We start from the raw sequence: 25,550 nt of genomic DNA on the forward strand, positions 1-25,550 counted from the left end.
TTAATTAAAACTATTTTTTAATCCAGATCGTTTTCTCTTTAATCCAGATAATTGTTTTTAATCCAAAGAGGTGTATCGCTAAGTAATTACTGTCTTAATTTACAGCCAACTCTGATCATTTGTTTCAGTGTTATCTATTACAATCCTCATGAGATTTGTTGTAACCTCCAAACCATTTCATATACATTTCAGACTGCCAGAAAATTCCCAGTATCTTTTTCATTTCAACACATAACCCACTCCCGAGTTTAATCGAAACTGCTTTTAATCCAGATTGCTGCTTGTTTAATCCAAGGGGTGTATGACGAGATAATTATCGTCTCATATTACAGCCAGTTATCATCTGCTTCCATAGTGGCTGCTATAACTCCTGTAGGACTCGTAATACTCGTAGTAGTAGCTATAGAATTTGTTGTAATAACCGTAGAACGTTTTATAGCTGACAAACCAACTTATATACATTTTATACCATTTTTTGTACTCGTTGCCATGTTTCTTATTGCCCCACTTTCTCTTGTCGTTATCCCACTTTCTCTTGTCGTTGTCCCACTTAATCTTGTCTTTGTTCCACTTAATCCTGTCATGGTTGTCAAATTTGTTCCTGTTGTCGTCCCGCTTGTGCCTGTCATTGTCCCAAGGTGCTGCACTTACTGATGCAACTGTCACTGACAGTACAAAACAGACTGCCAGGAAAATTCCCAGTATCTTTTTCATTTCCAACACGTACCTCACTCCAGAAATTTATTTAACTTTATTATTATTTTTATTTTCTATTTATTCTGTTTATTCTGTTGTTTATTCTGTTAAATTTATTTAACTTTATTATTATTTTTATTTTCTATTTATTCTGTTTATTCTGTTGTTTATTCTGTTATTACTCACTTATTACTCGGCTTTGTTTTATACCTTGAATTACCTGCTTAATTTACCTGTTCTGGTTGTCTTGCCGACTACCTGCGACTTGACAATTCTAAAATTCGCTAGATTAAATATAAATATACTTATACCAAAAAATAGCTTAAAAGGGTTTAATTAATAAAATAACCATTTTAAATGGTTTAATTAATAAAATAAAGGTTTTTAAAATTTAAAAGTTATTTTTATCCATATATAATGTGTTTAATACTTATAAACCGCCTTAACTTCGGGCTTTCAAGGCGAGTTGTTGAAAACTGAGGTACATAAATTTCCCTACATTTTCCAGAATATCTGATCGTATTTGTTTTTCAAATTTGAGCAGCAATTTACTTTATAGTTGTGTCTTCTAAATGCCTTTGCTGATATCAATTAAGCAATTTTACCTTAAATATGGGGTTTTTTTATGAAAAAAGAAACTAAGTGGAAGCTTTTAAAGCAAATATGATTTTATAAACTTTAAATTTAATCTATAATGGGGTCTAGCACATATAACATGAAAAAAGCTCCTTAAAATCCTTATATTTTCAAAAAAAGCGATAAATTTACTTGTTTATTTTTCTAAGCGCAAACATAAAAAATTACTTTACAATTGTTGAAAGCATAAGAACTGTGCGATACGCAGCTTAACTGAAAAACCAATAGCATGAGCTTAAAAACTCTTTATCATTCCTGCTGATCCACTGGATGTGGTAAGGTTCAAGAACCTCAACCCGGTTGCACCAAGCATTTTATGGTTAGGTACGTGCGTTTTCGGATGGATATTCGTGAAAAAAATCTAATAAATCTGGCAGCTTTGGTGAAGAACAGGCTAGCTGATGGTCTTTTAAGGTAAAGTGGTAATTTATTTTTCAGGAACTGGATATTCTCTTCATGTAACGAAAAATGCAAAAACGAATTGCAAAACAGATCCAATACCAGTTTTAAGCCTTTGATTATCTTCCTGGGCATTCCGTTCAGATCGAATTTAAATCTATGTGAAATCACATGACGAAGAAAATGAAAAATGTTCTAACAATACGAGAAAGCAGGTGCATTCTGGACAAAGAATACTGAAAATAAAAGAGATTGAATAATAAAAGAGGTTAAATATGGTATTAATGGGGATTGGGCATCCGGTTATTGGGGAGTTGGGGGGTATGGGGGGTTATTAAAAAGAGTTAAAAGGTCTCTTATGACCTTCCCAGATGCCCAATAGCCTAGAGTACTTCATAATATATAAACTTAAAGATTTAATCGCATATTGGCTAAACATGATCAAATATTGTAAAAAATAAACCGGTGCAAAGTGGGCTCTGATATTAAGGTGGGAACTTTCAATAAAAACCTCAAAATTATAGCAGCTTGTGATGCCAGCTTCAGATTTACGGTCTCCAGATCTAGCGTAATGTTCAGGAGCAATATCCGTATATGATGTGTTGTTTTCAGAAATTAGTGTGAGAAACTGAATCTAAAAGCCGGATATAAATCATTTTTAATTTAAAATCTTAATAATCAACGGTTTTAAGGATGAGACATCATCCACTGCTGTGTTCCAGATGGCTTCAAGATCAAGACCAAAATCGCCGGACCATTTTGTCGCGCAATCCGGACATTTCTCTCCATGGAATCTCTGGATGTTTTATTTTTAAAGGGCTACCCGAAAGCATACCTCATCCTTTAGGGTAGGGTGACCGCTCGCAAGTTGATTTTACTCGAATTCAACCCACATTACAACCATACTTTCTTCTGATATTAGAGTTCTGTTTTTATGGAATCTTACTTCCTCTTGATATTGGATTTTTACTTCCGTTTGAAATTATATTTTTATTTCTTTCATGTTGCAATAGTACTTTCTGAACGTCTATCTGAAAAATTCGGTTCTTCACAAAAAATATGAAGTATACCTGTTATATACTAAAAAGGAAAGAAATCTGCAACAGGCAGAAACTTATCCCATAAACATAAAATACAGCTAAAGGGGGGTTAGCTTGAAGTTTGAACGAATTAAATCGGAAGGGTTGGCTCATCTTTCTTATTTCATTGGCTCGGAAGATGAAGCCATAGTGATCGACCCTCGAAGAGACTGTCAGGTCTATGCCGAGCTTGCCAGAAGAGAAGGTATGAATATAAAATATATTTTTGAAACCCACAGAAATGAGGACTACATAATCGGTTCCCTGGAACTGAAGAAGCTTACAGGTGCAGAGATTTATCACGGTCATGGAGTGAATTTCAAATATGGAAACTATTTGAATGAAGGCAAGGAGTTCGATTTTGGATCAATGAAGCTGATGGCTTTACATACTCCAGGCCACACCGACGAGAGTATGTCCTATGCCCTGACAGACCTTGATACAGGAAAAGAGCCAGTAATGGTTTTTACAGGAGATGCCCTGTTCGTAGGCGATACCGGAAGAACCGATCTGTATGGTCCGGAGGAAGCTCCAAGGCTGGCAGCAAATCTCTATGACAGCATATTTAACAAAATCCTTCCCCTGGGAGATGGAGTAATACTATGTCCTGCGCATGGTGCAGGCTCGGTTTGTGGGGGAGCTATCGCCAAAAGGGACTACAGTACGCTCGGACTTGAGCGTATCCAGAATCCTGCTCTGCAGAAGACAAAAAAGGAAGAGTTTATCAAGTTCAAACTTGAAGAGCAGCTTGAGTTTCCTCCTTACTTCATGAAAATGGAACAGTACAACCTGCAGGGCCCTCCTCTGCTGCAGGATCTGCCAGTTCCAAAACTGTTTTCACCTGAGGAGTTCAGGGTAGAAATGGAAAAAGGGGCAGTGGTCGTGGATACGCGCATGCCACATTCTTTTGGAGGAGCGCATATAAGAAACTCCTATAGCATCTGGCTCGGAGGAGTACCTTCATTTGCCGGCTGGTTGCTTCCTTATAATAAACCTATACTCGTCGTGCTAGAAGAAAAAGAACATCTTGAAACCGCTGCAAGGTATCTGATCCGTCTGGGTTATGACAATATAGCGGGTTTTTTGAAAGGCGGAATTGCAGCCTGGTATATGAAAGCCTTACCAGTAGACGGATTTAATTTTATCTCTGTCCATGATCTGAAGAATGAACTGGAGAAGCACGAGGAAATGACACTACTTGATGTAAGGAAGAAGAAAGAATGGGCTGAGGGACACATTCAGGGAGCTAAACATATATACATTGGGGAGCTTGAGGAAAATCTGGATCAGGTCCCGAAGGATTCTCGGGTAATTGTTTATTGTGACAGTTCCAGGCGTTCCAGTATAGCAGCTTCGATTTTGAAAAAGCACGGCTATAATAACGTATATAATGTGCTTGGCAGCATGACTGCATGGAAGAATGCCGGATATGGCACAGTAAAATGACCTTATTTTTTGCTCTAATCCACACTCAGAAAAGGAATTTAGAAATCTTTATATTCTCTTTCTTTTTTTAATCTACCATGGTTTTACATGTTCCTCACATTCTTCTTCCAAAGGATAATTGGGAAAAGTGGGCAGTGATTGCCTGTGATCAGCACACTCAGGATCTGGAATACTGGAAAAGAGTTGAAGAATTTATTGGAAATGCTCCTTCTACTTTTAATTTAATTTATCCGGAAATATATCTTCCTCTCGATGAAAATAGAGTAAATAAGATTCATAAAACTCTAAGTGACTACAAAGATCTTCTTGTTGATCACGGCCCCTGCTTTATTCTCGTAAGGCGTTCGGTCTCAGGTAAGGAAAGAACCGGGCTTGTGGTTGCGGTCGACCTGGAAGAATACCAGTTCAACGGGTCAGACTCGTTTATCAAACCAACGGAAGGCACTATTAAAGAAAGGCTTCCCGCAAGAGTCAGGATAAGGGAAAACGCGGAATTAGAACTTTCTCATATATTAGTTTTATACGATGATCCTTATTTCTCGGTTATTCCCAGAAACCCTGATGATTTTGTTTGTGAAGAGGACAAGGTTTATGATTTTGATCTGATGGAAAATGGCGGCCACATCATGGGTTACAGGATCAGTAATGAAAAGATAATTAAAGAAATTTCGGAGAAAATCCTGAACCTGGGCCTCCTTCTTGTTGGTGATGGAAACCACAGCCTTGCTGCTGCAAAGAGCTTCTGGGAACAAATTAAAGGGACCGTACAGGCCGATCATCCTGCAAGGTATGCAATGGTTGAGCTTGTAAATGTTCACGACCCCGGGCTTTCCTTTGAACCGATTCACAGGGTTGTAAGCGGAATTGACCCTGAAGAGCTGCTTAAAAAATTCAATGCAAGGATCGAAGAAGGCATGGTCTGCTATTCACATGCCGATTTTCCAGCCTCAGGACATTCAATAGGGTTTGTTACAAAAGATAGGTCTGGTGTATTGGTTTTTGATAATCCTGTGTACGACCTTGAGGTCGAAACCCTTGACGAGGTCATTGACAATTATTCAATCGAATATGAGCATGATCCCGAAGTCGTGGAAAAACTTGGAAAAAAGCAGGGTAATATAGGTTTCTTCCTTCCCTCTTTAAAAAAGAAAGATTTCTTTTCTCTAATTAAAAAGAAAGGGGTTCTTCCGAGAAAATCGTTTTCCCTTGGGAAGGAAAATGAGAAGAGATATTATATCGAAGCCAAAAAGATTGTTCCATAAGGTTTTGTGCCCTGTGGTTTCTTTCTATTTTCTTTTTACTCTTGCTTATTTTTTATTATTCTGATTTACTTTTTAGTATCTTTACTTACTTTTTATTATCCTTACTTACGTTTCATTACCTTTTAATTACTTCTCATTACTTTCCTTTACTTTTTATTATCTTTCCTTACCTACCGTTATCTTTTACTACCTTTCGTTATTTTCTTTAACTCTTCTTATTTTTTCTTCCTCTTCATTTTTAGACTCGATATGGCGCTAATTTTTCATTTTCAGAATGAAACGATACTGTGGTTTCATGAAGTTTTGGACTTGCATATTTATCTTAGTGCCTTCGTTTAATTACTGTTTCAGTGTCTGACTGCAGAACCCGATGCTGTTTAATTGCGATAAACAGGAAGGACTTAGAATATCCATATATAATCTTAAAAGGGACGATTTCAATTAAAAAAATGTGTCCATTTATAACAAAGTGACTTACTTTGACAGTCAAATTATAAATACCTTCAATCTAATAATTGATTTATTGGCTAAATAATCACTGGGGGAGTGAAATATGGCGGATTTGATATATCTTGCTGTGGTCTTTCTGGTATTAGCATTGATTGCATATATACTGGGCGCACGGGGAATTGCCGGTTTCTCAATGGAGATTGCAAAGTGGCTCGTTATAATCTTTATTATACTTGCAATCATCTCGTTCCTATTATGACGGCAGCCTTAACGAAGTTAACACTGGTTCAAGATAGCTTATGCACTAGGGGTGATAGAGAGTAATATCAGTATCAAAAAATCAAAGCCAGTTTACTTTTCCTCGACTTTTGCCTGACAATTACTCCTCAGGCATATCGAAAATTAGTTTGTTTGCTTTTCTTCTCAATTAAGACGGCTCATATTAATTGATTCATTATTAGACCTTTTATATTTTTTAGACCAGTCGGGCTAGCTTATATCGGGTTTCTTTGATTAATTTTATCCCGGTTGTATAAATGTTAACTCAGGTTGAGTAGTTTAACTGATACTTTTTTAAGTTATCTTCTCGCATGAATACTAGTAATATAGTTTAATTATAATTTGTACCATAATTTGTACCAATATACTTATATTACTTTATATTAATTCCCGGTAAACTAATCGAAGTATCACCCATACTTTGAATGTACTGGGGAATTAAATTGAACAGGTTAACTATTTTACTGGCAGTCTTTCTTCTCTTAACACTGGGCTCGGGTATCGGAGCGGCGGGTGAGATTTACGTCCAGCCTGGAGATTCGATACAAACCGCATTGAATAATGCAGTCTCAGGTGATGTAATTATCTTAAAACCCGGAATCTATACCGAAAATATCAAAATAGACAAAGATAACCTTGTAATATCTTCGGAATCCAGGAATCCTGATGACACGATAATTACGGCTAAGAGCTCAGACAATTATGTAATCTCCTTGCAGGCCGATAACGTGAAAATTAGCGGACTTGGGATTACAGGAACAAAAAACAGCTATACAGGAATATATCTCTCAGGATGTAATAACTGCATCATTGAGAATAACAAAATCCTGAACAACGGTTATGGAATTTATCTTTTGAACTCAAAAGGCAATACGCTCTCAAATAACATGGTTACGAACAACGGAGAATATGGGATCTTATTATCGGCCTCGACCAATAATACCCTCTCTGGAAATATGGCTTCGGATAATAATGGTACTGGCATCCATATCAGCACTTCCGACAGTAACACGCTTACGGGCAATAATGTATCCTCAAACGACGTTTACGGCCTTTTCGTCTGCCCAGAGAGTGATGACAATCTGATTTATAATAACTATTTTAACAACACCGTTAATACAGAGATTCAAAATGGAGTCGGAAACGCCTACAACACAACAAAGACCGAAGGAAAGAACATTGTCGGCGGTTCCTACCTTGGAGGCAATTTCTGGGCAGAACCTGGAGGTACAGGTTTCTCAGAAACCGCAGTTGATGAGGATGGAGACGGAATTGCAGATTTCGGGTACAGACTCGCGCAGAGCACCTACTCTGACCAGTTACCCCTTATTTCGTCTTCCAGGCCGAAGCAACCTATACCTCCGGTAGCAAACTTCAAAATGGATAATAGCAATGGTCCTGCTCCTCTTTTAGTTCGGTTTACCGACCTCTCCAAAAATGCAGATTCGTGGAGCTGGGATTTTGAAAGTGACGGGAAAATCGACTCTACTGAGGAAAATCCGGTTCATGTGTTTACGACAATCGGAACTTACACTGTTACCCTCAGCGTTACAAATAAAAATGGAGCAGCTTCAAAAACTGCCGCAGTAATTGTTACGCACCCTGTTGAAAACGGTCCCGGGAACAATACAACCGAGAATTACGAAACAGGTGAAAATGCAACAGGCGCAGATGGAAGTATCGGTAATGTAACCAAAGTTGTCGAAGCAGGCGGCAATGGGACCTCTTACAACCAAACTAACGATTCAAAGCCTGGATCGGAAGCTGCCGACTTTAATGGAGGGGATAATGTAGATATAAACACTTCAAGTGTCGAATACGCACTTGAAAATAAAACAGACGCTCCAGGGTTTGAAATCGTTTACGGAGCTATTTCCCTGCTTGCCGTGTTCCTGTACAAAAAAGTAAAACCAAGAAATTAAATGAAAATGGCAGCTGAATCAAGTACAAACGACAACTGAATTCAGCAAAAACGATAACTGAACCGAATAGAATTAATGAACCGAATAGAATTAACAAAAATTAACTAGCATAGAGGGTTTTAAACCTCCATTTTTCTTTTTTATGTGGCTTTGAAGGCAAATTGAAAAGTCTTGTGAACTCTTATTTACCAAATACTGACGAAGACGCTTATTTCTCCGGTATTGATGAATATCTATTTATATACAAATTGAATCATAATAATTCTAGCAGGTCATTTAAAAAACATTTTGAAAAGTTATAATAAATTGCCAAAACGATTGATAATTATATTTTTAAAGTTCACTCTCGAGATATCCCTATCTCCGGAAACGTTTTCTCTACCCTGACTGCACTTGAATAACAACAGTAAAAACTCCTCTGTGCCAGGAGTTCTTCTGACCGAATAAAAGAAATTTTGATTATCCGTAATGGGTAAGTCGGATTTTCAGAGAATGTCAGACCTCTTTGAGGGCTTATTTCCTCAATTTGGAGCTTTGTATTACTTTGAAAAATGCCTCCGGTTGAAAGCTTCAAAAGCCAAAAACCAACATTCAGTCGATTCCTGACAGGAAACATATTAAATAAGGTTTCCTTCAGGACGCTATTTTACCTTATTATGATAATATCAGAATGATCCCGTAAAGCTTTTATATTTAGTCGATGAGGTACTTCGTAGAAATCTGAGGGGAACTTTAAATAATATTTAATGAGTTTCTTTCCTTCAAGTTTCAGAAAAAACGACATAATCCGGAATTAGCTCTGCCATCCCTGAGATAGCTAAATTGGTTACGGACGTTTATTGAGTCAAAAAGGAAAAAGGCTCGACGAGCTTCGTAAGCCGATCCAGGAATGCAAAAACAGATTCCGAGCTTCGAAGAGCAGACAAGATGTCTGTTGAACTAAGAAGCAAATCAGCAGAAGCAAATCAGAATTAACGCAAGGAGGGTAAAACCCATACCCGCCTTCCATAACCCAACTCTGAATCTTACCCGAGATTCACCCTGCAATTCACAAGATCCTACCCGGGATCTAACCCAAAACCAACCTGCGATCAACCTAAATCCAACCTGCGATCCAACAGGAGTCCTTCGGATTCAACCCAAAATCCAACCTGCGATCCAACAACAGTTTTCCCGGATTCAACCCAAGATCCAGCTTCGAACATTCGGGACCCAACCGAGGATTAACTCAAGATCCGCATTCGAGCCAGTTCGGGACCCAGCAGGACTCAACCCTTGGTCCAACCTTGGAAGTTAACCCCGAGATCCAATCGAAGATTTAGCTCCGATCCAATCCAAAAGGTCGTAAGAAATCATGCAGCTTATCAAGAAACCCGAAATAGACCTTGTCTTGGAAGCTCAGAAAGGAGCAGCCAGACAAAAAATTGAGCAAAAAGACCGATACACAGACAAATTTAAAACTTACAGTTGTTTAAGGGAATTCGAAACAGCTAACTTTGAAACCCTAAACTCCGAAATGAGATTTTTCATTACATACCGTAACAGTACCCTATCTAGTAGTACCTGCAAGGCTGAGAAACCAGACTTACCTTTCCTGCAAACTGCAAAGAAAGACGTATCAGGCTTTAACCTGCAGTTGACTGAGAACATTTTACAAGTAGTTACTGGCAAGGCAACCGAATATTGCTCCTGTCTGTTGACCCAGGAAGTCGGGAACTAACCGCAATAAAACGGTGTTAACATGTCAGTTAACGACTCGGTCAACCGGATAGTGACAGGTTCCGGCGTAATACTTGCAGGAACCCTTATCGGAATGCTTCTCGACATCATTACTAAAAAAGTGCTCACATCACATCTCTCGCCAGCAGATTTTGGCACATATGCCCTTGCACTTACCATAATTTCAATTACAGGTGCAGTCGCAACCCTTGGACTCAATGAAGGCGTGCCAAGATATATTGCGTTCTTCAGAGGCAGGCATGAGGAACAGAAGGTACATGAATTAATAATCTCAGCCATGCTTATGGGCTTGATTGCAGGCTTGCTTTCAATTCTAATATCACCTTCCCTGTTCCAAACTCTGGCAGGAAATGGCTTTGACGCACAGGGCAAAGTCCTGTCCGTAGTGAAGACCCTTATCTTTGCGGTTCCATTTACCATACTCCTGAACCTGACAGTAGCAATCTACAGAGGATTCGACCGTACGAATGTTAACATGTATTTCTATAACATTATAAGGCCGGTATCTTTACTTGGGTTTGCTGCAGTCGCCGTATTCATCAAGGCTTCCTTGAAGGGAGTCGTGTTTGCGGATCTGCTTTCAATGGTCTTTACTTTCGGCATAATGTCTGTGTACTTCATAAAGAAGCCGCCAATCAAGCAGACAGTCAGGCAGGAACGGAAAATTCAATTCGGTGACACAACCAGGCAATTAATAAGGCATTCGTTCCCACTCCTGATAACTGCAACTCTGCTCAACATCATGAGCTGGATAGACACAATAATGCTCGGCTATTTTAAGTCGGCTGAAATTGTTGGAATTTACAATGCAGTGTACCCTCTTGTAGGTTTCCTGTCTCTGGTAGTATCCTCCATGGGTTTTGTGTATGTCCCTGTTACATCCAGACTCTGGGGCCAAAACGATACTGCACCCCTCGGCTCAATCTATGCGGTAATAACTAAATGGTGCTTCCTGCTTACATTTCCTCTCTTTGCGTTGATATTCGTGTATCCCGAATACTTTATCACGAGACTCTACGGAGCGCAATATGTAATTGGCGCCACGGCTCTGCGTATCCTTGCTCTAGGATTCATAGCAAATTCGTATTTTGGATTTAATTATCATACCCTTTTAGCCTCTGGGGACTCGGATTTCCTTATGAAGTGCTCAGTAGCAAGTGCAGGCATCAATGTTGTCATCAACTTCATGCTTATACCTGAGTATGGCATGGTAGGTGCGGCTATAGGGACTGCGGTATCCTTTGCATCAATCGAAGTCCTGATGACTTTAAGGGCTTGGAAGAAGCAGAATATGCATCCATTCACTTCGACATATAGGAAATTGACTTTGATTGTTTTCCTTATAGTTGTGTCCATGCTCGAAGCCAAGAACATTCATTTGCTTACCGGAGCAACTTGGGAATACGCAGCTTTCATAGTTGGGTATTTCCTGATTGTCCACAGAGCAAGAATACTTGACAATAATGAAATGAAAATGATAAGCGAGATTCGGAAGAATATCAGGTACAACATTAGCCTCCACATCCCCGAACCACTTAAAACCCTTGCATCATGATTTGATTTCGGTGCGAAGAAAGCCGGCACCCCTTCTATTTGAAGAGGATCAGAAACCCGAAACTTCACAAATTAAAGTGAAAAAAGTCGAAAAGAAGATACAGACAGTACTAGAGCTCATCCAGAACTCATCCCAAAACCAATTTTAGTCTCAAAATCAGTGAGAGTTTCAGAACTATTTTTCATGATCCGAAACTCGATTGATTATTTCAAATACGAGAGTTAGAGAAGCAATTTTGAGTTTTGGGATCAACTCAAAATTAACATCATAAGATCTCAAAGTTCTAACCAATAATAATCACGAGAGATTTACTTTTGCTTGATTTCACTCATTTAGTGAGTCGGTTCTAACTTTTTTCAGAAATACAACCGTATTATTAACTGGAGGTTCCGGCTGAACCCTTAAATATTCTTCAAATCCGGAAGGCAACTTGAATAAAGAACCACCGTCCAGAACTCTTCGAATACCCTTTTCATAGAGGCGATAGGAGACTTTACTTCCCACAGACAGGACTTTTGCGATCTGTTCGAACACTTCTCTTTTGGGTTCAGCCTGGGCAGCGACCATGTAAAGCTCACAGACGGATTCAAGTGGCAAGCTGAAGTGGTTTCCTTCTATTATCTGGATTCTTTTGGAAAGTCCTAGATGGTCAATTACCTTGCGAGAGATGCAAGCTCTTTCTCTTTCCTGTTCAATTCCGATTCCCTGAAGATCATATTCATGACATAGCACTATCAAACTCAGGGGGAGGGGGCCACTTCCAAGAAAAAGAACATGGTCTTCTGGTTTGAGGCCGGAATCTGTATATTCGGTTCTAGCAAGCTGTAAGTAATTTGAATAAAAGGTGAAATTCTGAAGGGTTTCCCAAGGATTTGGGCTTTCAATGAGGCTTTTTGCTTCTTCTATTTCAAGTTTGAGATTGTATAAAAATCTAAAGTTTGAAATTGAAGTCGTCAAAGAGTCAAATTCCGGACTTTTAAGGATCATCTCTGTGGATGCTTCATCCATATCCAGGGCAGTGAGTTCATCTAATCTTTGAAATATCTCCTGCAATTCAGCAGAGGAACTTTCCAGAATATCTCTCTCTTCAAGATCCTTCACACGGTTATGAATCTGCTGAAGTTCAGCAATTAAGAGTGCGGTCTCAATTTTTGGAATGTTACTCACACTCCAGGAAGATCAGGGTGTTGTTTACCTTTCCATCGGGATAAATTTCTTTTATTTTTCGGAACCCTTTGATATATTCTGGTTTTACTGGCCAATAAAGCAACTGCCTCATACCGCTATAGTCACGGTAGCACACTGAAATAGGTTTTTCAGATTCTGGTTTTCGATTTTTTATAATCGAATGGAGGTTCCTGAAAATACGTTGTTTAGGTTCAGCGAGCCCTGCTATCAGCACAGAGTCCCAGTCGAGATCAGCAAGTGAGTTTTCGTCACCCTCGATAATACTGATTTCTTTTTCGAGGCCAAAATGTTTTACACAGCTTTTTGCCAGAGCCACTGCTTCTGGATCCTGATCTATGCCGATGCAGCGAATTCCGTATAGTTTACTAAAAAACAGTAAGGTGATAGGAAGGGGGCCGCAGCCTAGAAATGCCAGTATTTTAATTTGGGAAGAGTTTTGGACATGGATTTTAATCATATCTTCGTATCTAGCATAGAGGGAAAAAGATTCTAACATTTTCCAGGGTTCTTTGCAAGCTAGAATTTTTCTTGCGAGCTGAGTTTCATGTATACTAAAAAAATGGGTATAACTGGTGTAAATTGCAGGAAGGACCGAGCTGATTACCGGGTCTCTAAGTAAGGCCTGACAGAGATTGTCAGAAACATTTAGATGTCCAAGTTCATCAAGCTCGGAGAATATTTCATAAAGATAAGAGAGATTAAGCTCGGCAATTTTATTCATATCGCAAGATTGAATGTTATTATAAAAATGAAGTATATGGGATTTTATATTTCGTAGTTCGTATAAATCCCGCCCATATCCCTGATATATGGGTGAAGTGTTGATACTTTCTTCACTTATTGAACTATTCATGGGGTTGGATCCTTCTTTATAATGGTTATTTTTATAAAAATAATTATATTAGTCAATATATAGTCCAAAATTTGAAGATGTATATAAATATTTCCTATATTCTTTATGAGTCATAATATCTGAAAATTTAATCTCGTTATGTATTACAGAACAGAACGGATGTAAGAAATTAAATTTAAATTAACCAATAAAATACAAGAATAAAAAAGAAGTAATTATTAACGACGTGAAAAATAAAAATGTCAGGGCATTTTTGTTTTATATAAGCTGAATAGTTACGGGCATTTTTGCATTTTGCATATTCAGAGTAACAGAGGAAATTATTCTATCTTTTTCTGTCCCGATATCAGAAAAATTGAGTTACTCCCTAGAATTCTCTGTGGAAATGATTGCCTACTTTTTTTAAAGTTCTGTACCTCCAGAAGGAGATTTATTGAAGTGTTTACAAACCCATTTTCAGAAAATAGGAAAGAGGCTTTTTTCGGACTTATTTCCTCATAGAGAGGTAAAGAACTCCGGATAGGCCCATAACAGTCCTTGAAGACCGAATTGTGCGGATTCTTTTTTGTAAACCTGTCTGCCCACTCATAAACCGTTCTTTTAATGCGCCTGCTTGGTCGGGGATCAAACCAGTCTCCATCAATGGCAAAAACCATACCCCCTGGTTTAAGAACCCTCTTCCACTCCCTAACAGCGCAGTCAGGCTGCTGGAGAGTCCACAACAGGAATTTGTTCGTGACCAGATCAAAATAACTGTCTTCAAAAGGCAGGTTTTCCGCGTCCCCATGGAAAAAATCAATCTCAAGGCCCATATTCTGTGCGTTATGCTTTGCTTTCTCAAGCATACCTAAAGAAAGATCTACTCCTGTTACCTTATGCCCCATCTCAGCAAAAAGTAGGGCAAGAAAACCAGCACCTGTTCCCACATCCAGTACATTTAGACGCTTACTGGAAGACAGGGAGTTTTCAAATATTTGTTTCCAGACAGCGCGTTCTTCTTCATCAAAGCCATTTACTCCATTTGTGTACGTGGAAGACCTTATATTCCAGTAGCTGGCGATAACTTTCTTGCAGTCTATAGAAATTCCTCCAATAAATTCACAATGAAAGGCCTTAAATACCCTTTTTTTGCATGTTTTTGGGTTTCCTTGATTCGATTTTAGAAAATTTTCGTTTTTGCATCCGTTTTTCAATTGAGTTGATAATTCATGCCCAAAAATCATGAGCTTGCTCAGTTTATTTCCCTGCGGGAAAAGTTCCTAGAGTATTGAGTTAACGGTCTTTAACCTGTTAAATACAATTCAACAGAGAATGAACAATGTAGAAAGAATGAGACAGTGTCCCTAATTTGCTGTAAATTCAAAGTCAAGTTCTTATGCACAGTACATGAAATCAGTCTACTAATATCGAGTTTTCGAGTTGATAACTTTTTAAAATTTGTAATTTTACAGAAAAATTGGCACACTGCCAAGAATAAGGCCTAATATTGTAAGCCGAATCATCCTTATTCTATCCAATTTGATACTATATTGCTGAATATAGTATCTTAAATGATATAAATATACGTTTTTTTCATAATAAATATCACAAATTGATATAATTTATTGATAGATATTATATCAATATCAAAATATGTGCACATATGAAACTACAATGCAACATTCCACTGAATTGAATGTAACTCTGAATTTAGTTACCTGCGTTTGCATAAGCTATATTTCCCGTCCAGCTTTCCTAACGGAACAGCGGCATCCATATCAAGGAATGTATTTTTTACCAGATCCGTTAATAGATGGATATTTTTACTTTCAAGTTGGTAAGTGTGGAAAAGGTTTTCAGCTAGTTTTCGAAAGTATGTTGTCCAGTGCGTTAGTTCCTTCTCCTTTACAGGGTTTTTATTATTATTTCATACAATATTTAGTACTAATTGAAATTTAGGCTTTAAAGCAGGTGAATGATGATTCCAGATTGGATGAAAGAAACGGATACTGGTCCATGTCGATGCTCGGCGAAGCATTAAGGTAAGAGGGTTTCATAGGAAAGACAATTGATGGAATCTTTGGCTTTTTGGAGGAAGCTTTTGTTTCAGATAACTTTTCCAAGTGCGATGGTTTTCTACAGAGTTTGGATCCTAGAGCCAAGCTGGTTTCCTTCCTGACCTTGATATTCGCAACTAGTTTGATCAGAGACCTTAGATTACTGATCTTTGTTTATATGCTTACGCTGCTGTTTGCATATATCAGCAAGATCGATCTCTTATTCTTCATCAAACGAGTGTGGCTCTTCATACCTATCTTTGCAGGAATAATCGCCATGCCAATGATCTTCAATGTCTTCTTTCCAGGAGATCCTCTGATCAGGTTAGCATACCTCAGCCCTGGAACTCATTTGGGACCATTTTCACTGCCTGATAGTATCTATATTACTAAACAGGGCGTCAATTCTGCTGTAATATTTACAATGCGTGTCGCAGCGTGCGTGTCTGTAGTAGTCTTGCTTTTTCTCACCACACCTCATCAGGTTCTTTTTAAGTCTCTGCGCTCGGTGGGCGTTCCTAAAATCTATGTTTTCACGCTGGAGATGGCTTACAGGTATATTTTTCTGCTAACTGATATGGTGCGAGAAATATACATTGCCAAGAAAGCCAGAACCATAAAGACTGGAGGCATGTTCGATGAGCAGAAGTGGGTTGGTGGACGCATAGGCTACACGCTAATAAGGTCTCTGGATATGAGCGAAAAAGTCCATACAGCCATGATGTCTAGGGGATACAACGGTGATGTTAAGATAATGCAGGAGTTCAAAATGCGCAATCGCGATTACATTTCAGGAGCAATTACGGTATCCATGAGCGTATTGCTAGTGTTGATCTCCCAGAACATCATAAGGTGATATGAACATGGAAACAATTTTTGATATGAGGAATGTATCATATACGTATGTTGGAAAAATAAATGCATTAAATGATATTAGCTTCAGGGTGACGCCAGGTGAGCAAATCTCTATAATGGGCTCTAACGGCAGTGGCAAATCGACTCTACTGAGCCTTCTAAATGGGCTTATATATCCTACTTTGGGAGAATTCTATGCTTTTGACAGTCAGATACGTGAAGAGGTTTTCGATGCCATTAAAGATAATGAATTTAGGTCTTACTTCCGGAAAAGAGTTGGATTTGTCTTTCAGAACTCAGATGTGCAACTCTTTTCATCCACAGTCTTTGAAGAAGTTGCCTTTGGACCCATGCAGCTCAATATGACTCCGGAAGAAGTCAAAACCAGAGTGACAGAAGTCTTGGAATTAATTGGAATTACCAAGCTTAAAGATCGATCTCCTCATACCCTGAGTGGAGGAGAGAAGAAAAAAGTCTGTATAGCCGCTGTTTTGGCTAATAACCCTGATGTCCTTCTATTGGATGAGCCCACCGCAGGATTGGACCCAAGGACTCAGCTCTGGTTGGTAGAGCTATTGCAGGAGCTTGGGAGAGTGGGAAAGACGATAATTACCGCCACTCATGACCTTGAGACAGTAGCGCAAATTAGCAAAAGAGCCATAGTAATGGGCGAAGATCATAGAATTGTTGTGGATGGAGATGTGGAAAAGGTGCTCAATAACAGGGAACTTTTACTTTCTACAAATTTGATCCATGAACATATGCACGTTCACGGCAAGGTTATGCATGAACATCTGCATGCCCACTATAGAGAGCATATACACGAGCACAAAAATTAAGTTGCTTTATTTCATTAAAATTATTTTCAGTGATTATTTTTCGTTTTTCATACAATATATATTAAAAAATCTTTTAAATATTCTTTTTTATTTTATTTTTTTTCTTCGTCAATAATCTTTGTTTTTCTTTTTATTTCATCCTTTGCAGGAATAACAAAGTCCACAATATTTAATAAGACATATTTAATAAAAGTGCAGTGCCTTATAAACTAGGGGAAAATATGAGCTGGGGGTACGTAAGAAATCTGATTACCAGAACAATAAAGGAATGGCTGGAAGATGATGCAATGACTTACAGCGCCGCACTGGCGTTTTATTTTATGTTGAGTCTTCCTCCCCTCCTGTTACTATCTGTATCTATAGGCAGTATTTTTTTGAAATCAAAAAGTCTTCAGGAAACTATAATCAATCATTTAGAGGGGGTTACAGACGAAGTAATTATAAACATGATAATTTTACTTTTCGAACGCATTCCTGAACTTAGCTCCCTGTCAATAAGTGCATTAATTGGTCTTATTCTGCTGCTCTGGAGTGCAAGTAATATTTTCAGGCAATTGAAGAATTTCCTTGAGCGAGCGTGGGATATCAAGCCTGATGAAGCTAATAATCTCAAGGATTTTGTAAAGAATGCCGTGGATTCTTTTGTTATTGTTATTTTCTTTGGAGGGCTGCTTGTAATGAGCATATTTGTTGAAGGATTTCTTTATGCTGCTTCAAACTTGTTCCAGCAATTTCTTCCGTTTTCACCTGTAATTGCTGATTACACAGGTCCAATAGCCAGCTTTCTTATTCTTGTGATTTTTTTCATACTGGTGTATAAAGTGCTTCCCGATAAGAGTTTTGATTCCAAATCCATTTTTGTAGGGGCTCTCGTAACGGCAATTCTTGTAACAATAGGAAAGTACGCTATTGTACTTTTTATTGCATATAATAACCCTACAAGTGTATATGGAGCAATAGGATCTATCATAGGATTGTTTCTTCTGCTTTACTATTCCTCAATCATGATTACGCTTGGCGCGGAGTTCACAAAAGTTTATTCGGAATCCAGAAGGCTTATCTCCGGAAATAAGGTTTAATTTTTGTTTAATTTCCTCTTATATTGTTTATTACTATTCGATTGCTTTAGAATCACGCTATAAAGTCGTTTATCAAGGAGATGCCTCAATCCTTAATATCTTTTGTAAGATCCACACTGGGAATCTTCTTATACTATCAAAGTCAAAAAAGAAAAGCGTTATGTTTTTTCAGACATAACACCATGTTTGTAACACAATTTATACATAATATCACTATTTTCAGAGGATGCAAATATAGAAAAAACAAAGAAGTGATTTATACTGCTGAAGTTTCATTGTTATCGATTCTTAGTTCAACCGCGTAAGTAATTATAACAAAAAATATTTTGTGTAGGTGAAATTATGAGAAAAGAACTGATAGTTCTGTTAGTAATATTAGGTGTGTTCCTTGCAATAGGATGTACTGATAATGGAAACAAAGCTACAAACGAAACGGGTACCCAAGTAGCAGCAAACACTTCGGCTTCTGATCAGGAGCCTGATGCTATAACAGTATCTGCAGCTGCCAGCCTTACTGAAGCCTTTACAGATATGGAATCCAAGTTTGAAACCGAAAATCCTGACATAGATGTGAATTTCAATTTTGGAAGTTCAGGTAACCTGCGTAAGCAGATTGAGGGAGGAGCTCCTGCAGATGTTTTTGCATCAGCTGACCAGAAAAACATGAACACCCTTGCAAATGAGACCCTTATCGATAATAGTTCAAGAGAGAATTTTGTCAAGAATTCACTTGTACTTATTGTCCCTGCAAACAGCACCCTTAACATCACTGGCGTGAAAGATCTTACTAACCCTAAAGTTAAGAAAATCGGCATTGGAAATCCTGATACAGTCCCTGTCGGAAATTATACACGCGCTGCAATGACTGAAGTGGGTCTGTGGAGTCGGCTTGAAAATAAGGGAGTACTTGCTGAAGACGTCAAACAGGTACTTACATACGTGGAAAGAGGAGAAGTAGACGCAGGCTTTGTATACATGAGTGACGCAATGACTGCAAAACCAGGAACTATCAAAATCGTCACAAATGTGTCTGTTAGTACTCCTGTAAACTATCCGATAGCCATAGTTTCTTCTTCCGAGCATAAAGAAGACGCACAGAAATTCATTGATTTCGTTACAGGAAAAAAAGGACAGGAAACGCTGGAAAAATACGGATTTACAGCAGAATCCAAATAACGGAATAAAATATGACTCCAATGCTTGGCCAGATATGGTTTCCTATATCGATTACATTCCGGATAGCTGCCATCTCTTCCTTTCTCGTATTATGCAGCGGAGTATTCCTGGCTTATATATTTGCAAGGTGCGATTTCCGGGGAAAAGAGTTCGCAGAACTGTTGATAACACTTCCTCTGATACTTCCACCTACGGTAGTCGGTTATTTTCTGGTAATGATAGTAGGTAAAAACGGACTCATTGGACAATTAATCTACAGCATTACGGGCACTGGAATCATGTTTACCTGGCAAGCTGGAGTTATTGCGGCCTATACGGTTTCTCTTCCTCTAATGGTAAGAACCGCACAGGCCGCAATTGAATCCGTGGATAAAGAGCTTGAATATGCGGCTTATGTTCTCGGAAGAAGTGAGATTGAAACTGCTTTTCTTATAACCTTGCCCCTTGCAAAAAGGGGCATAATAGCAGGCCTGGTACTAAGTTTTGCAAGAGCTGTCGGAGAATTTGGTGCTACTCTCATGCTTGCAGGAAATATCCCTGGAAAAACGAACACAATGTCAATTTCAATATACAGTGCGTTTCAAGCAGGAAACGACGAACTCGCCAATGTGCTGGTTTTAGTTCTTACTGTTATGTCTCTACTGTCCATTGCTCTTACCGGAAAAATTGCTAGCAGAGAAAAGTTAGAGGTCTAATTTTGAGTTTCAGGACCGAACTTCCTTCTGTAAGGCGTCTACGGCCTGACGCATATTCGTGTAGTGAGGAGGCGTATAACCCTCAAACACACCTGGAAGTCCTGTAGGGTTGGGAAGGGGCCCAGTGTTCATCCGTATCATACCTGAAGCCAAGTCCAGGCACTTCAGGCTTCCCGCTTGTGCCCAGAACGAAAACGGGTTCATGCCATTATTTCTTTAATTTTTTGAATTTTTATTCTTTTAAACTTATATTTTTTAATCCTATTTTTTAATTAATTTAAACCTGAATTTTTGAACTTATTTATTAATTTAACATTCACCTCTTCATCTGATATTGAATGAATTTCCTATTTTCGCTCAGAACCAGTGTATTTCCATTTTAAAAGTTGCAGATGTAGATCGAGATTAAAAGTATATCATCAAAAACATTATGTAAGAGTATATCCAAATTCGATACATGTCTTTGATTTCATCTTCTATCAATACCGAACGTTTATGCTTGCTCCCTGCCACCTCGGAGCTGTATCTTCTGGAATTGCACGACCGTCCGGCTTTTGCCTCGACTCTCAACGTTTATGTCCCCGATGAATGGCCGCCTGAGCAGATAACGCCTGAAGTGATCGAAGATTTTCTAGGCCGAATCCAGGCCAGAGAACGCAGAATCTGGAGTTTTTACTGGATTCTCCGCCAGAAAGATCCTCAACAGCCTGTCTTGATAGGCAGTGGAGGGTTTCTTGCCCATGAGAACGGAACGTTTGAAATCGGGTATTCTGTACTTCCCGAATATCACGGCAGGGGGTATGCAACCGAAGCAGTTCAATCAATGGTGCAATGGGCTTCTTCCAGCCTCAAAAGAGACAGTATAGTAGCTTATACATACCCTCATCTGAAAGCCTCAATTCGCGTCCTGGAAAAGAATGGTTTTCTTTTAAAAGGAAAGGGCCCGGAAGATGGAACCATAGCTTACGAATTTGAATGGAAATGAAGAATCTATCCACAAATATAGAGGAGCTAAAATAAAAGAGTTTTTACAGAAAATAATTTAAGTACTTCCAGCAAATCCCATAAAACCGCCGTATAAACTCAATTTTATATATTTATAAGTATTATAATAGGTTTGGCATCTGTGAACTCTTCTTTTAAACACCCTCCATCCATCTCCGTTCCTCCCCCCAAAAGACAGATGCCCTCATTACACTAAAACTTCCTTAATTTTTTACCGAAAAATGTACGCTATGAAAAAATAACTCTGCCCTTTTGCCTTCCGGTTTACTTTTTTGATCCTTTTCTCTTTCTTTTTTACCTTCTCCTTTTGATCTTTTTTCTTTCATTCTTTATCTATTTCTTTTGCGTTGATCTATTTTTTTCTTCTTTCTCTTTCTGCCTTCTTCTTTCTATCTCCCTTCTTTCACTTCTCCTTCTTCTTCTGCATTTATCGTTTTTTAGGAGGAAGGATTTTAAATTGATTGATAGGTATAATAATTAATAATCAGAATCTAATAAAACGGAACAGGCAATAAAATAAAGATTTCCTCAAAAGAAAAGGAGATGGTACATTGACAGAAAATCCATTACAGGTTATTGTGGATCAGGACCCTCAATTATTTACCCTGCTTGAAAATACACGCGAACTTGCTTTTGTGGAAGGCGGAATTCCTCTCAAGTACAAATTCCTGCTTGCAATGTCCCTGGATGCGGCTAATGGTGCGGTAAACGGAGTAAAATTCCTCGCAAGTCAGGCGATGCAGGCAGGGGCAACAAAAGAAGAAGTAATGCAGGCAATAAGGATAACTCAGTACATTTTTGGAGTTGGAAGCGTTTATACAGCCTCAGAAGCCCTGAAGGACATTCTGTAGACAATATAAAAGAAGTCCATTACATCGGGAAAGGGGTTTTCTCGCTTCTCTGTGCCGATTTTGGAGCAAAAAGTAGTCCAAATTCCTGGCATTGAAGCTAAAACCATTACCTTGCTCCAGAATCACACAAATAAATGATTTGAATAACTGTCGTGAGAATAGGGCACTTTATCATGGTTCCTTACTTCAGAACGATGGAAATATAATTTCAAATACTTCTGTCACAAATATTGTTTTTGATGGTTGTTCAGGGAAATAAAATTACAAGTATTTTCTATAAATCAATAGCAGGAGAGCCTGAAAATATATCTGCCGCAGATGCGGCAGATTATTAAAACAAATGAAAAAATAAGTCATATTTTTTTAGGCTGGGACCCCCATGTAAGTTTTATGAAGTTCCTCGGCGATATCTTCAGCATTATTGTATTTCTTGTCTGGAAGCATGCCAAGTTCACGCAGTATATCCGGAATTGCTTTACTCTTTCTTGCTTGTTCAATAATCCCGTTTCTTTCTATAGGAAAATCTAGATTTTTTAACATCTTTTGAATTTCCACAGGAAGCTCGGTGGTATATTCGCTTTTACTTTCAGTTTCCATTATATTTCCCCTTTACTTTTGTTTAGCTCCTTAAATTTTCCTGGTGACATCCGCAGCGTTTCGATGCTCCTTTTCCGAAGATTATTATATTTTGCAGAATGCCATCTCTATCATTTTTATCTCTAGAACTTAACGACATCTTCCTTCCTTGCAGAATATCAATATTTTTCAAAGTTTTAGAAGGAAGCTGAACTTTTTAGTATGAATTAAAATGACGAGTTACTATTTAAATCTTAACATCATTCTGAAATAATATGCTAAAAATTAATACTTTAATTTATTTTAGTAACAATATATCTTGTAGATTAGTAATTTTCCGTGATAATATTAAGAAAAGAGAAATCTGAACAAAAATATGTGTACTTAACGAAACAAGAGAGATATTTGAAGCTTGCCTCAGGTCGCAGCAGAGCTCAAAGTCCGTGCAACTGGCTGGTTATCTCACGAAATGCAATGCTGCAACGCGAATTTCTCGTAAAATTCCACGTGCAGGACGGCTCAAAGCTCAAGAAAATTATCAATATTTTCGATCTATAACCAGCAATTTGAATTTAATGAGCTGCGTGACCAGTAATACTTGCTTCAAAAGCCATTTAAAGCGTTGGATGTTGCCTGATCTACTTTCCACAATAAAATCTCGCATTTTATAATTATTCCTACTATCGATTTTTAATTTAGCATGGATTTATCGGATTTTTATATAGAAGGTAAAAGCAACTATGCGGCATATTTAAAGACCAAAAAAATATCGTTCAATTTTAATTAAATGCCACTAAAATCTAAGTTACCTGTATATGTACCAATAATGCGATCAGGAAAAATATTGATTTTCAAAAAATACTGCATAATGGAGGATACTGTTTTAGAATTCCCAGAGATGAGTCCTGCGCAAAAAAAGTTCATAATATATTAAAGCGTTTTTAAAAGCATGTTCCCAACATTAATAGTTAAAAGTTTCACTGAATTGGGAATTCCTGAAATATACACAATTCTTTTCATTATTCTTAGTTTTCATATATTCTTTAGAAAGTTTAGAAAATAGTGAGCGATTAAATAGTCACAGATTTAAAGAGAGATATTAACACTCTTCCTTGATTTTCCAGAGTAAAATAATACAAGGAGTAAGAAGTTTCAAAAAAATAATTATATAATTAAGTGTTGTACTATTTTTCTCTCTAGTATATTTCTAGTATTACATTAATGTATGATATTCGGATATCAAACATATAAGTCAGGGAATCTCCGGAAAAACAGGTGAATGTTATCCGAAAATAGCATATCTTTTCGAATAAAAATTTGATTTTTATATAGAATCCGGATATTTTTTTACCTGAATTTAGATATTTTTACCTGAATTTAGATATTTTACCTGAATCTAATAGAGTTTTTGGATGAACAATTTCCGTTTTTACAAAGTTACAATACTTTATTTCTTTAATAATGTTATAATAACGTATAATTACGTTAATAACGTCATTTTAAAGGCAGAAAGTAAAATGAAAGAAATAGGGAGTAAGGGGGGAAGTGGATACTTTACAGAAGGATTCCAAAGAACGGGGATGAGCTTTCAATACTTGGTTTCGGATGCATGCACCTCCCCGTAAAAGATGGCAAGCTTGACAGAGATAAGGGAAAGCACCAGATTCTCTATGCGATTGACCATGGAGTCAATTATATAGATACGGCCTGGACATACCATCTGGGAGAAAATGAACTATTTCTTGGGTCGATTCTTGCAGATGGATATCGGGAAAAGATTAAACTTGCTACAAAACTTCCCTCGTGGATAATAAAAAGCAGGGAAGATATGGACAGAATCCTGAACGCCCAGCTTGAGAGACTCAGGACAGATCATATCGATTATTATCTTGTGCACTCACTTATCGGGACTTTGTGGAGCAGGCTGGAAAGCCTCGGCGTAACCGATTTCCTTGACAGAGCAAAGGCTGACGGCCGAATTGTCAATGCCGGCTTTTCTTTCCATGCGTCTATTGAGGATTTTAAGCAAATTCTGGATGCATATCCCTGGACTTTCTGCCAGATACAGTATAACTTTCTGGATAGCAAGAACCAGGCCGGTATTGAAGGGCTCAAGTACGCAGCTTCAAAAGGCCTGGGCATTATTATTATGGAACCTCTGCGCGGGGGCAAACTTACTAGGCTGATACCTCCCGAAATAAAAGATATATGGAATGAAGCCCCTGTAAAACGTACGCCTGCAGAATGGGCTCTTCGCTGGGTATGGAACCACTCTGAAGTCACGGTTGTGCTTTCAGGCATGAATGAGGAGTCCCATATAGAAGAGAACCTGAAAATTGCAGCTGAAGCCTATCCTAACTCCCTGACCGAAGCCGAACTCCAGCTTGTTGACAGAGTTGAGCAGAAATACCGCAAGCTTATGAATACAGGATGTACAGGCTGCAGGTACTGTCTAACCTGCCCTTCAGGCGTGGATATTCCTGGCTGTTTTGAAATCTACGACAACGTGTACCTTTCGGGCGATGAAGAAGAAGGCAAGCTCATGTATGCAGCAAAACCAGGCGGAATAATAAGAGGGGGTGTCCTTGGCTACGCTTCCCAGTGCATCCAGTGCGGGCAGTGCGTTGAAAAATGCCCGCAGCACCTGGATATACCTGCTTTACTTAAGATTATTAAAGAAAAATTTGAAGGCCCTGACCTGGAAATCTGGAAAGACGCTGCAAGAGAAAAATTCAGGAAGGATCAGAAGTTAAAAGTTATTTGAGGCCTGAAAATCCTCCCAAATGTATTCCCGCTACAACGTCGCGATTACACCATAACTCCCAAGAAACCTCGATTTTCTATGATCCCGTAGCTAGTTCAGGCGGGAAAAAGGCCTACTAAAGAGTTAATGACAAAAACACGAAAAAAACAGTTTCCATATTTCTTGTGTC

Annotated in this window: 21 protein-coding genes; 14 read left to right on the forward strand and 7 right to left on the reverse strand. The window is 38.3% G+C overall.

The features are described from left to right. Positions 1–339: 339 nt before the first annotated feature. Positions 340–723, reverse strand: coding sequence for a hypothetical protein (locus BP621_RS11365; RefSeq protein WP_292389989.1), 384 nt, complete (start codon positions 721–723; stop codon positions 340–342). Positions 724–2,885: 2,162 nt separating this feature from the next. Between BP621_RS11365 and BP621_RS11370 the strand changes: the two genes are divergently transcribed. From BP621_RS11370 to BP621_RS11395, 6 genes are all read left to right on the forward strand, one after another. After that, entirely contained in the window at positions 2,886–4,256 is a 1,371-nt protein-coding gene (locus BP621_RS11370) for an MBL fold metallo-hydrolase (RefSeq protein WP_292389990.1), read from the forward strand. Between the two features lie 77 nt (positions 4,257–4,333). Continuing rightward, the gene (locus BP621_RS11375) at positions 4,334–5,518 is read left to right on the forward strand and encodes a DUF1015 domain-containing protein (protein WP_292389991.1); all 1,185 of its coding nucleotides are present in this window, start codon (positions 4,334–4,336) and stop codon (positions 5,516–5,518) included. A 553-nt stretch (positions 5,519–6,071) separates the two neighbouring features. Continuing rightward, the gene (locus BP621_RS11380; RefSeq protein ID WP_292389992.1) at positions 6,072–6,227 is read left to right on the forward strand and encodes a DUF1328 domain-containing protein; all 156 of its coding nucleotides are present in this window, start codon (positions 6,072–6,074) and stop codon (positions 6,225–6,227) included. A gap of 463 nt (positions 6,228–6,690) precedes the next feature. Further along, entirely contained in the window at positions 6,691–8,169 is a 1,479-nt protein-coding gene (locus BP621_RS11385; protein ID WP_292389994.1) for a NosD domain-containing protein, read from the forward strand. Positions 8,170–9,523: 1,354 nt separating this feature from the next. Then, a complete protein-coding gene (locus tag BP621_RS11390) occupies positions 9,524–9,889 on the forward strand; it encodes a hypothetical protein (protein ID WP_292389997.1) in 366 nt (121 codons plus the stop codon). A 21-nt stretch (positions 9,890–9,910) separates the two neighbouring features. Further along, positions 9,911–11,464, forward strand: coding sequence for a flippase (locus BP621_RS11395; protein ID WP_292389998.1), 1,554 nt, complete (start codon positions 9,911–9,913; stop codon positions 11,462–11,464). A 324-nt stretch (positions 11,465–11,788) separates the two neighbouring features. Here the strand turns inward: BP621_RS11395 and BP621_RS11400 are convergent, their stop codons facing one another. The 3 genes from BP621_RS11400 to BP621_RS11410 form a co-directional block, all read right to left on the reverse strand. After that, a complete protein-coding gene (locus BP621_RS11400; protein WP_292390001.1) occupies positions 11,789–12,631 on the reverse strand; it encodes a nicotianamine synthase family protein in 843 nt (280 codons plus the stop codon). Further along, positions 12,624–13,373 carry a nicotianamine synthase family protein gene (locus BP621_RS11405; protein ID WP_292390004.1) on the reverse strand — a complete coding sequence of 250 codons (750 nt, stop codon included), beginning with the start codon at positions 13,371–13,373 and terminating at the stop codon, positions 12,624–12,626. Before BP621_RS11405 ends, BP621_RS11400 begins: the two co-directional genes overlap by 8 nt. Before the next feature lie 452 nt (positions 13,374–13,825). Continuing rightward, a complete protein-coding gene (locus BP621_RS11410; RefSeq protein WP_292390006.1) occupies positions 13,826–14,698 on the reverse strand; it encodes a class I SAM-dependent methyltransferase in 873 nt (290 codons plus the stop codon). Positions 14,699–15,572: 874 nt separating this feature from the next. Between BP621_RS11410 and cbiQ the strand changes: the two genes are divergently transcribed. From cbiQ to modB, 5 genes are all read left to right on the forward strand, one after another. Continuing rightward, positions 15,573–16,397 (forward strand): cobalt ECF transporter T component CbiQ, encoded by an 825-nt coding sequence (cbiQ, locus tag BP621_RS11415; RefSeq protein WP_292390008.1) that lies wholly within the window; start codon positions 15,573–15,575, stop codon positions 16,395–16,397. A gap of 7 nt (positions 16,398–16,404) precedes the next feature. Continuing rightward, positions 16,405–17,235 carry an energy-coupling factor ABC transporter ATP-binding protein gene (locus tag BP621_RS11420; protein ID WP_292390010.1) on the forward strand — a complete coding sequence of 277 codons (831 nt, stop codon included), beginning with the start codon at positions 16,405–16,407 and terminating at the stop codon, positions 17,233–17,235. A 221-nt stretch (positions 17,236–17,456) separates the two neighbouring features. After that, complete coding sequence (locus BP621_RS11425; protein WP_292390011.1) at positions 17,457–18,314, forward strand: YihY/virulence factor BrkB family protein; 858 nt, start codon at positions 17,457–17,459, stop codon at positions 18,312–18,314. A gap of 342 nt (positions 18,315–18,656) precedes the next feature. Further along, positions 18,657–19,490 (forward strand): molybdate ABC transporter substrate-binding protein, encoded by an 834-nt coding sequence (gene modA / locus BP621_RS11430; RefSeq protein WP_292390013.1) that lies wholly within the window; start codon positions 18,657–18,659, stop codon positions 19,488–19,490. Positions 19,491–19,501: 11 nt separating this feature from the next. Then, positions 19,502–20,185, forward strand: coding sequence for a molybdate ABC transporter permease subunit (modB, locus tag BP621_RS11435; protein WP_292390016.1), 684 nt, complete (start codon positions 19,502–19,504; stop codon positions 20,183–20,185). Between the two features lie 9 nt (positions 20,186–20,194). Here modB and BP621_RS11440 read toward each other — a convergent pair whose 3' ends face one another. Next, positions 20,195–20,389, reverse strand: coding sequence for a hypothetical protein (locus tag BP621_RS11440; RefSeq protein ID WP_292390018.1), 195 nt, complete (start codon positions 20,387–20,389; stop codon positions 20,195–20,197). Between the two features lie 253 nt (positions 20,390–20,642). Here BP621_RS11440 and BP621_RS11445 point away from each other — a divergent pair, with 253 nt between their 5' ends. Beyond that, on the forward strand, positions 20,643–21,170 hold the full coding sequence (locus BP621_RS11445; protein WP_292390020.1) for a GNAT family N-acetyltransferase: 528 nt from the start codon (positions 20,643–20,645) through the stop codon (positions 21,168–21,170). Positions 21,171–21,393: 223 nt separating this feature from the next. Here BP621_RS11445 and BP621_RS11450 read toward each other — a convergent pair whose 3' ends face one another. Beyond that, the gene (locus tag BP621_RS11450) at positions 21,394–21,516 is read right to left on the reverse strand and encodes a hypothetical protein (RefSeq protein ID WP_292390023.1); all 123 of its coding nucleotides are present in this window, start codon (positions 21,514–21,516) and stop codon (positions 21,394–21,396) included. A gap of 225 nt (positions 21,517–21,741) precedes the next feature. On the opposite strand from BP621_RS11450, the gene BP621_RS11455 reads away from it, so the two are divergent. Then, positions 21,742–22,041 (forward strand): carboxymuconolactone decarboxylase family protein, encoded by a 300-nt coding sequence (locus BP621_RS11455; protein WP_292390024.1) that lies wholly within the window; start codon positions 21,742–21,744, stop codon positions 22,039–22,041. 363 nt (positions 22,042–22,404) lie between these two features. Here BP621_RS11455 and BP621_RS11460 read toward each other — a convergent pair whose 3' ends face one another. Continuing rightward, complete coding sequence (locus tag BP621_RS11460; protein WP_292390026.1) at positions 22,405–22,638, reverse strand: DUF2795 domain-containing protein; 234 nt, start codon at positions 22,636–22,638, stop codon at positions 22,405–22,407. Positions 22,639–24,166: 1,528 nt separating this feature from the next. Here BP621_RS11460 and BP621_RS11465 point away from each other — a divergent pair. Further along, the gene (locus BP621_RS11465; protein ID WP_292390057.1) at positions 24,167–25,381 is read left to right on the forward strand and encodes an aldo/keto reductase; all 1,215 of its coding nucleotides are present in this window, start codon (positions 24,167–24,169) and stop codon (positions 25,379–25,381) included. The last annotated feature ends 169 nt before the right edge of the window (positions 25,382–25,550 follow it).

It is taken from the genome of Methanosarcina sp. UBA5, from assembly GCF_002505485.1.
In the GTDB taxonomy this organism is placed as follows: domain Archaea; phylum Halobacteriota; class Methanosarcinia; order Methanosarcinales; family Methanosarcinaceae; genus Methanosarcina.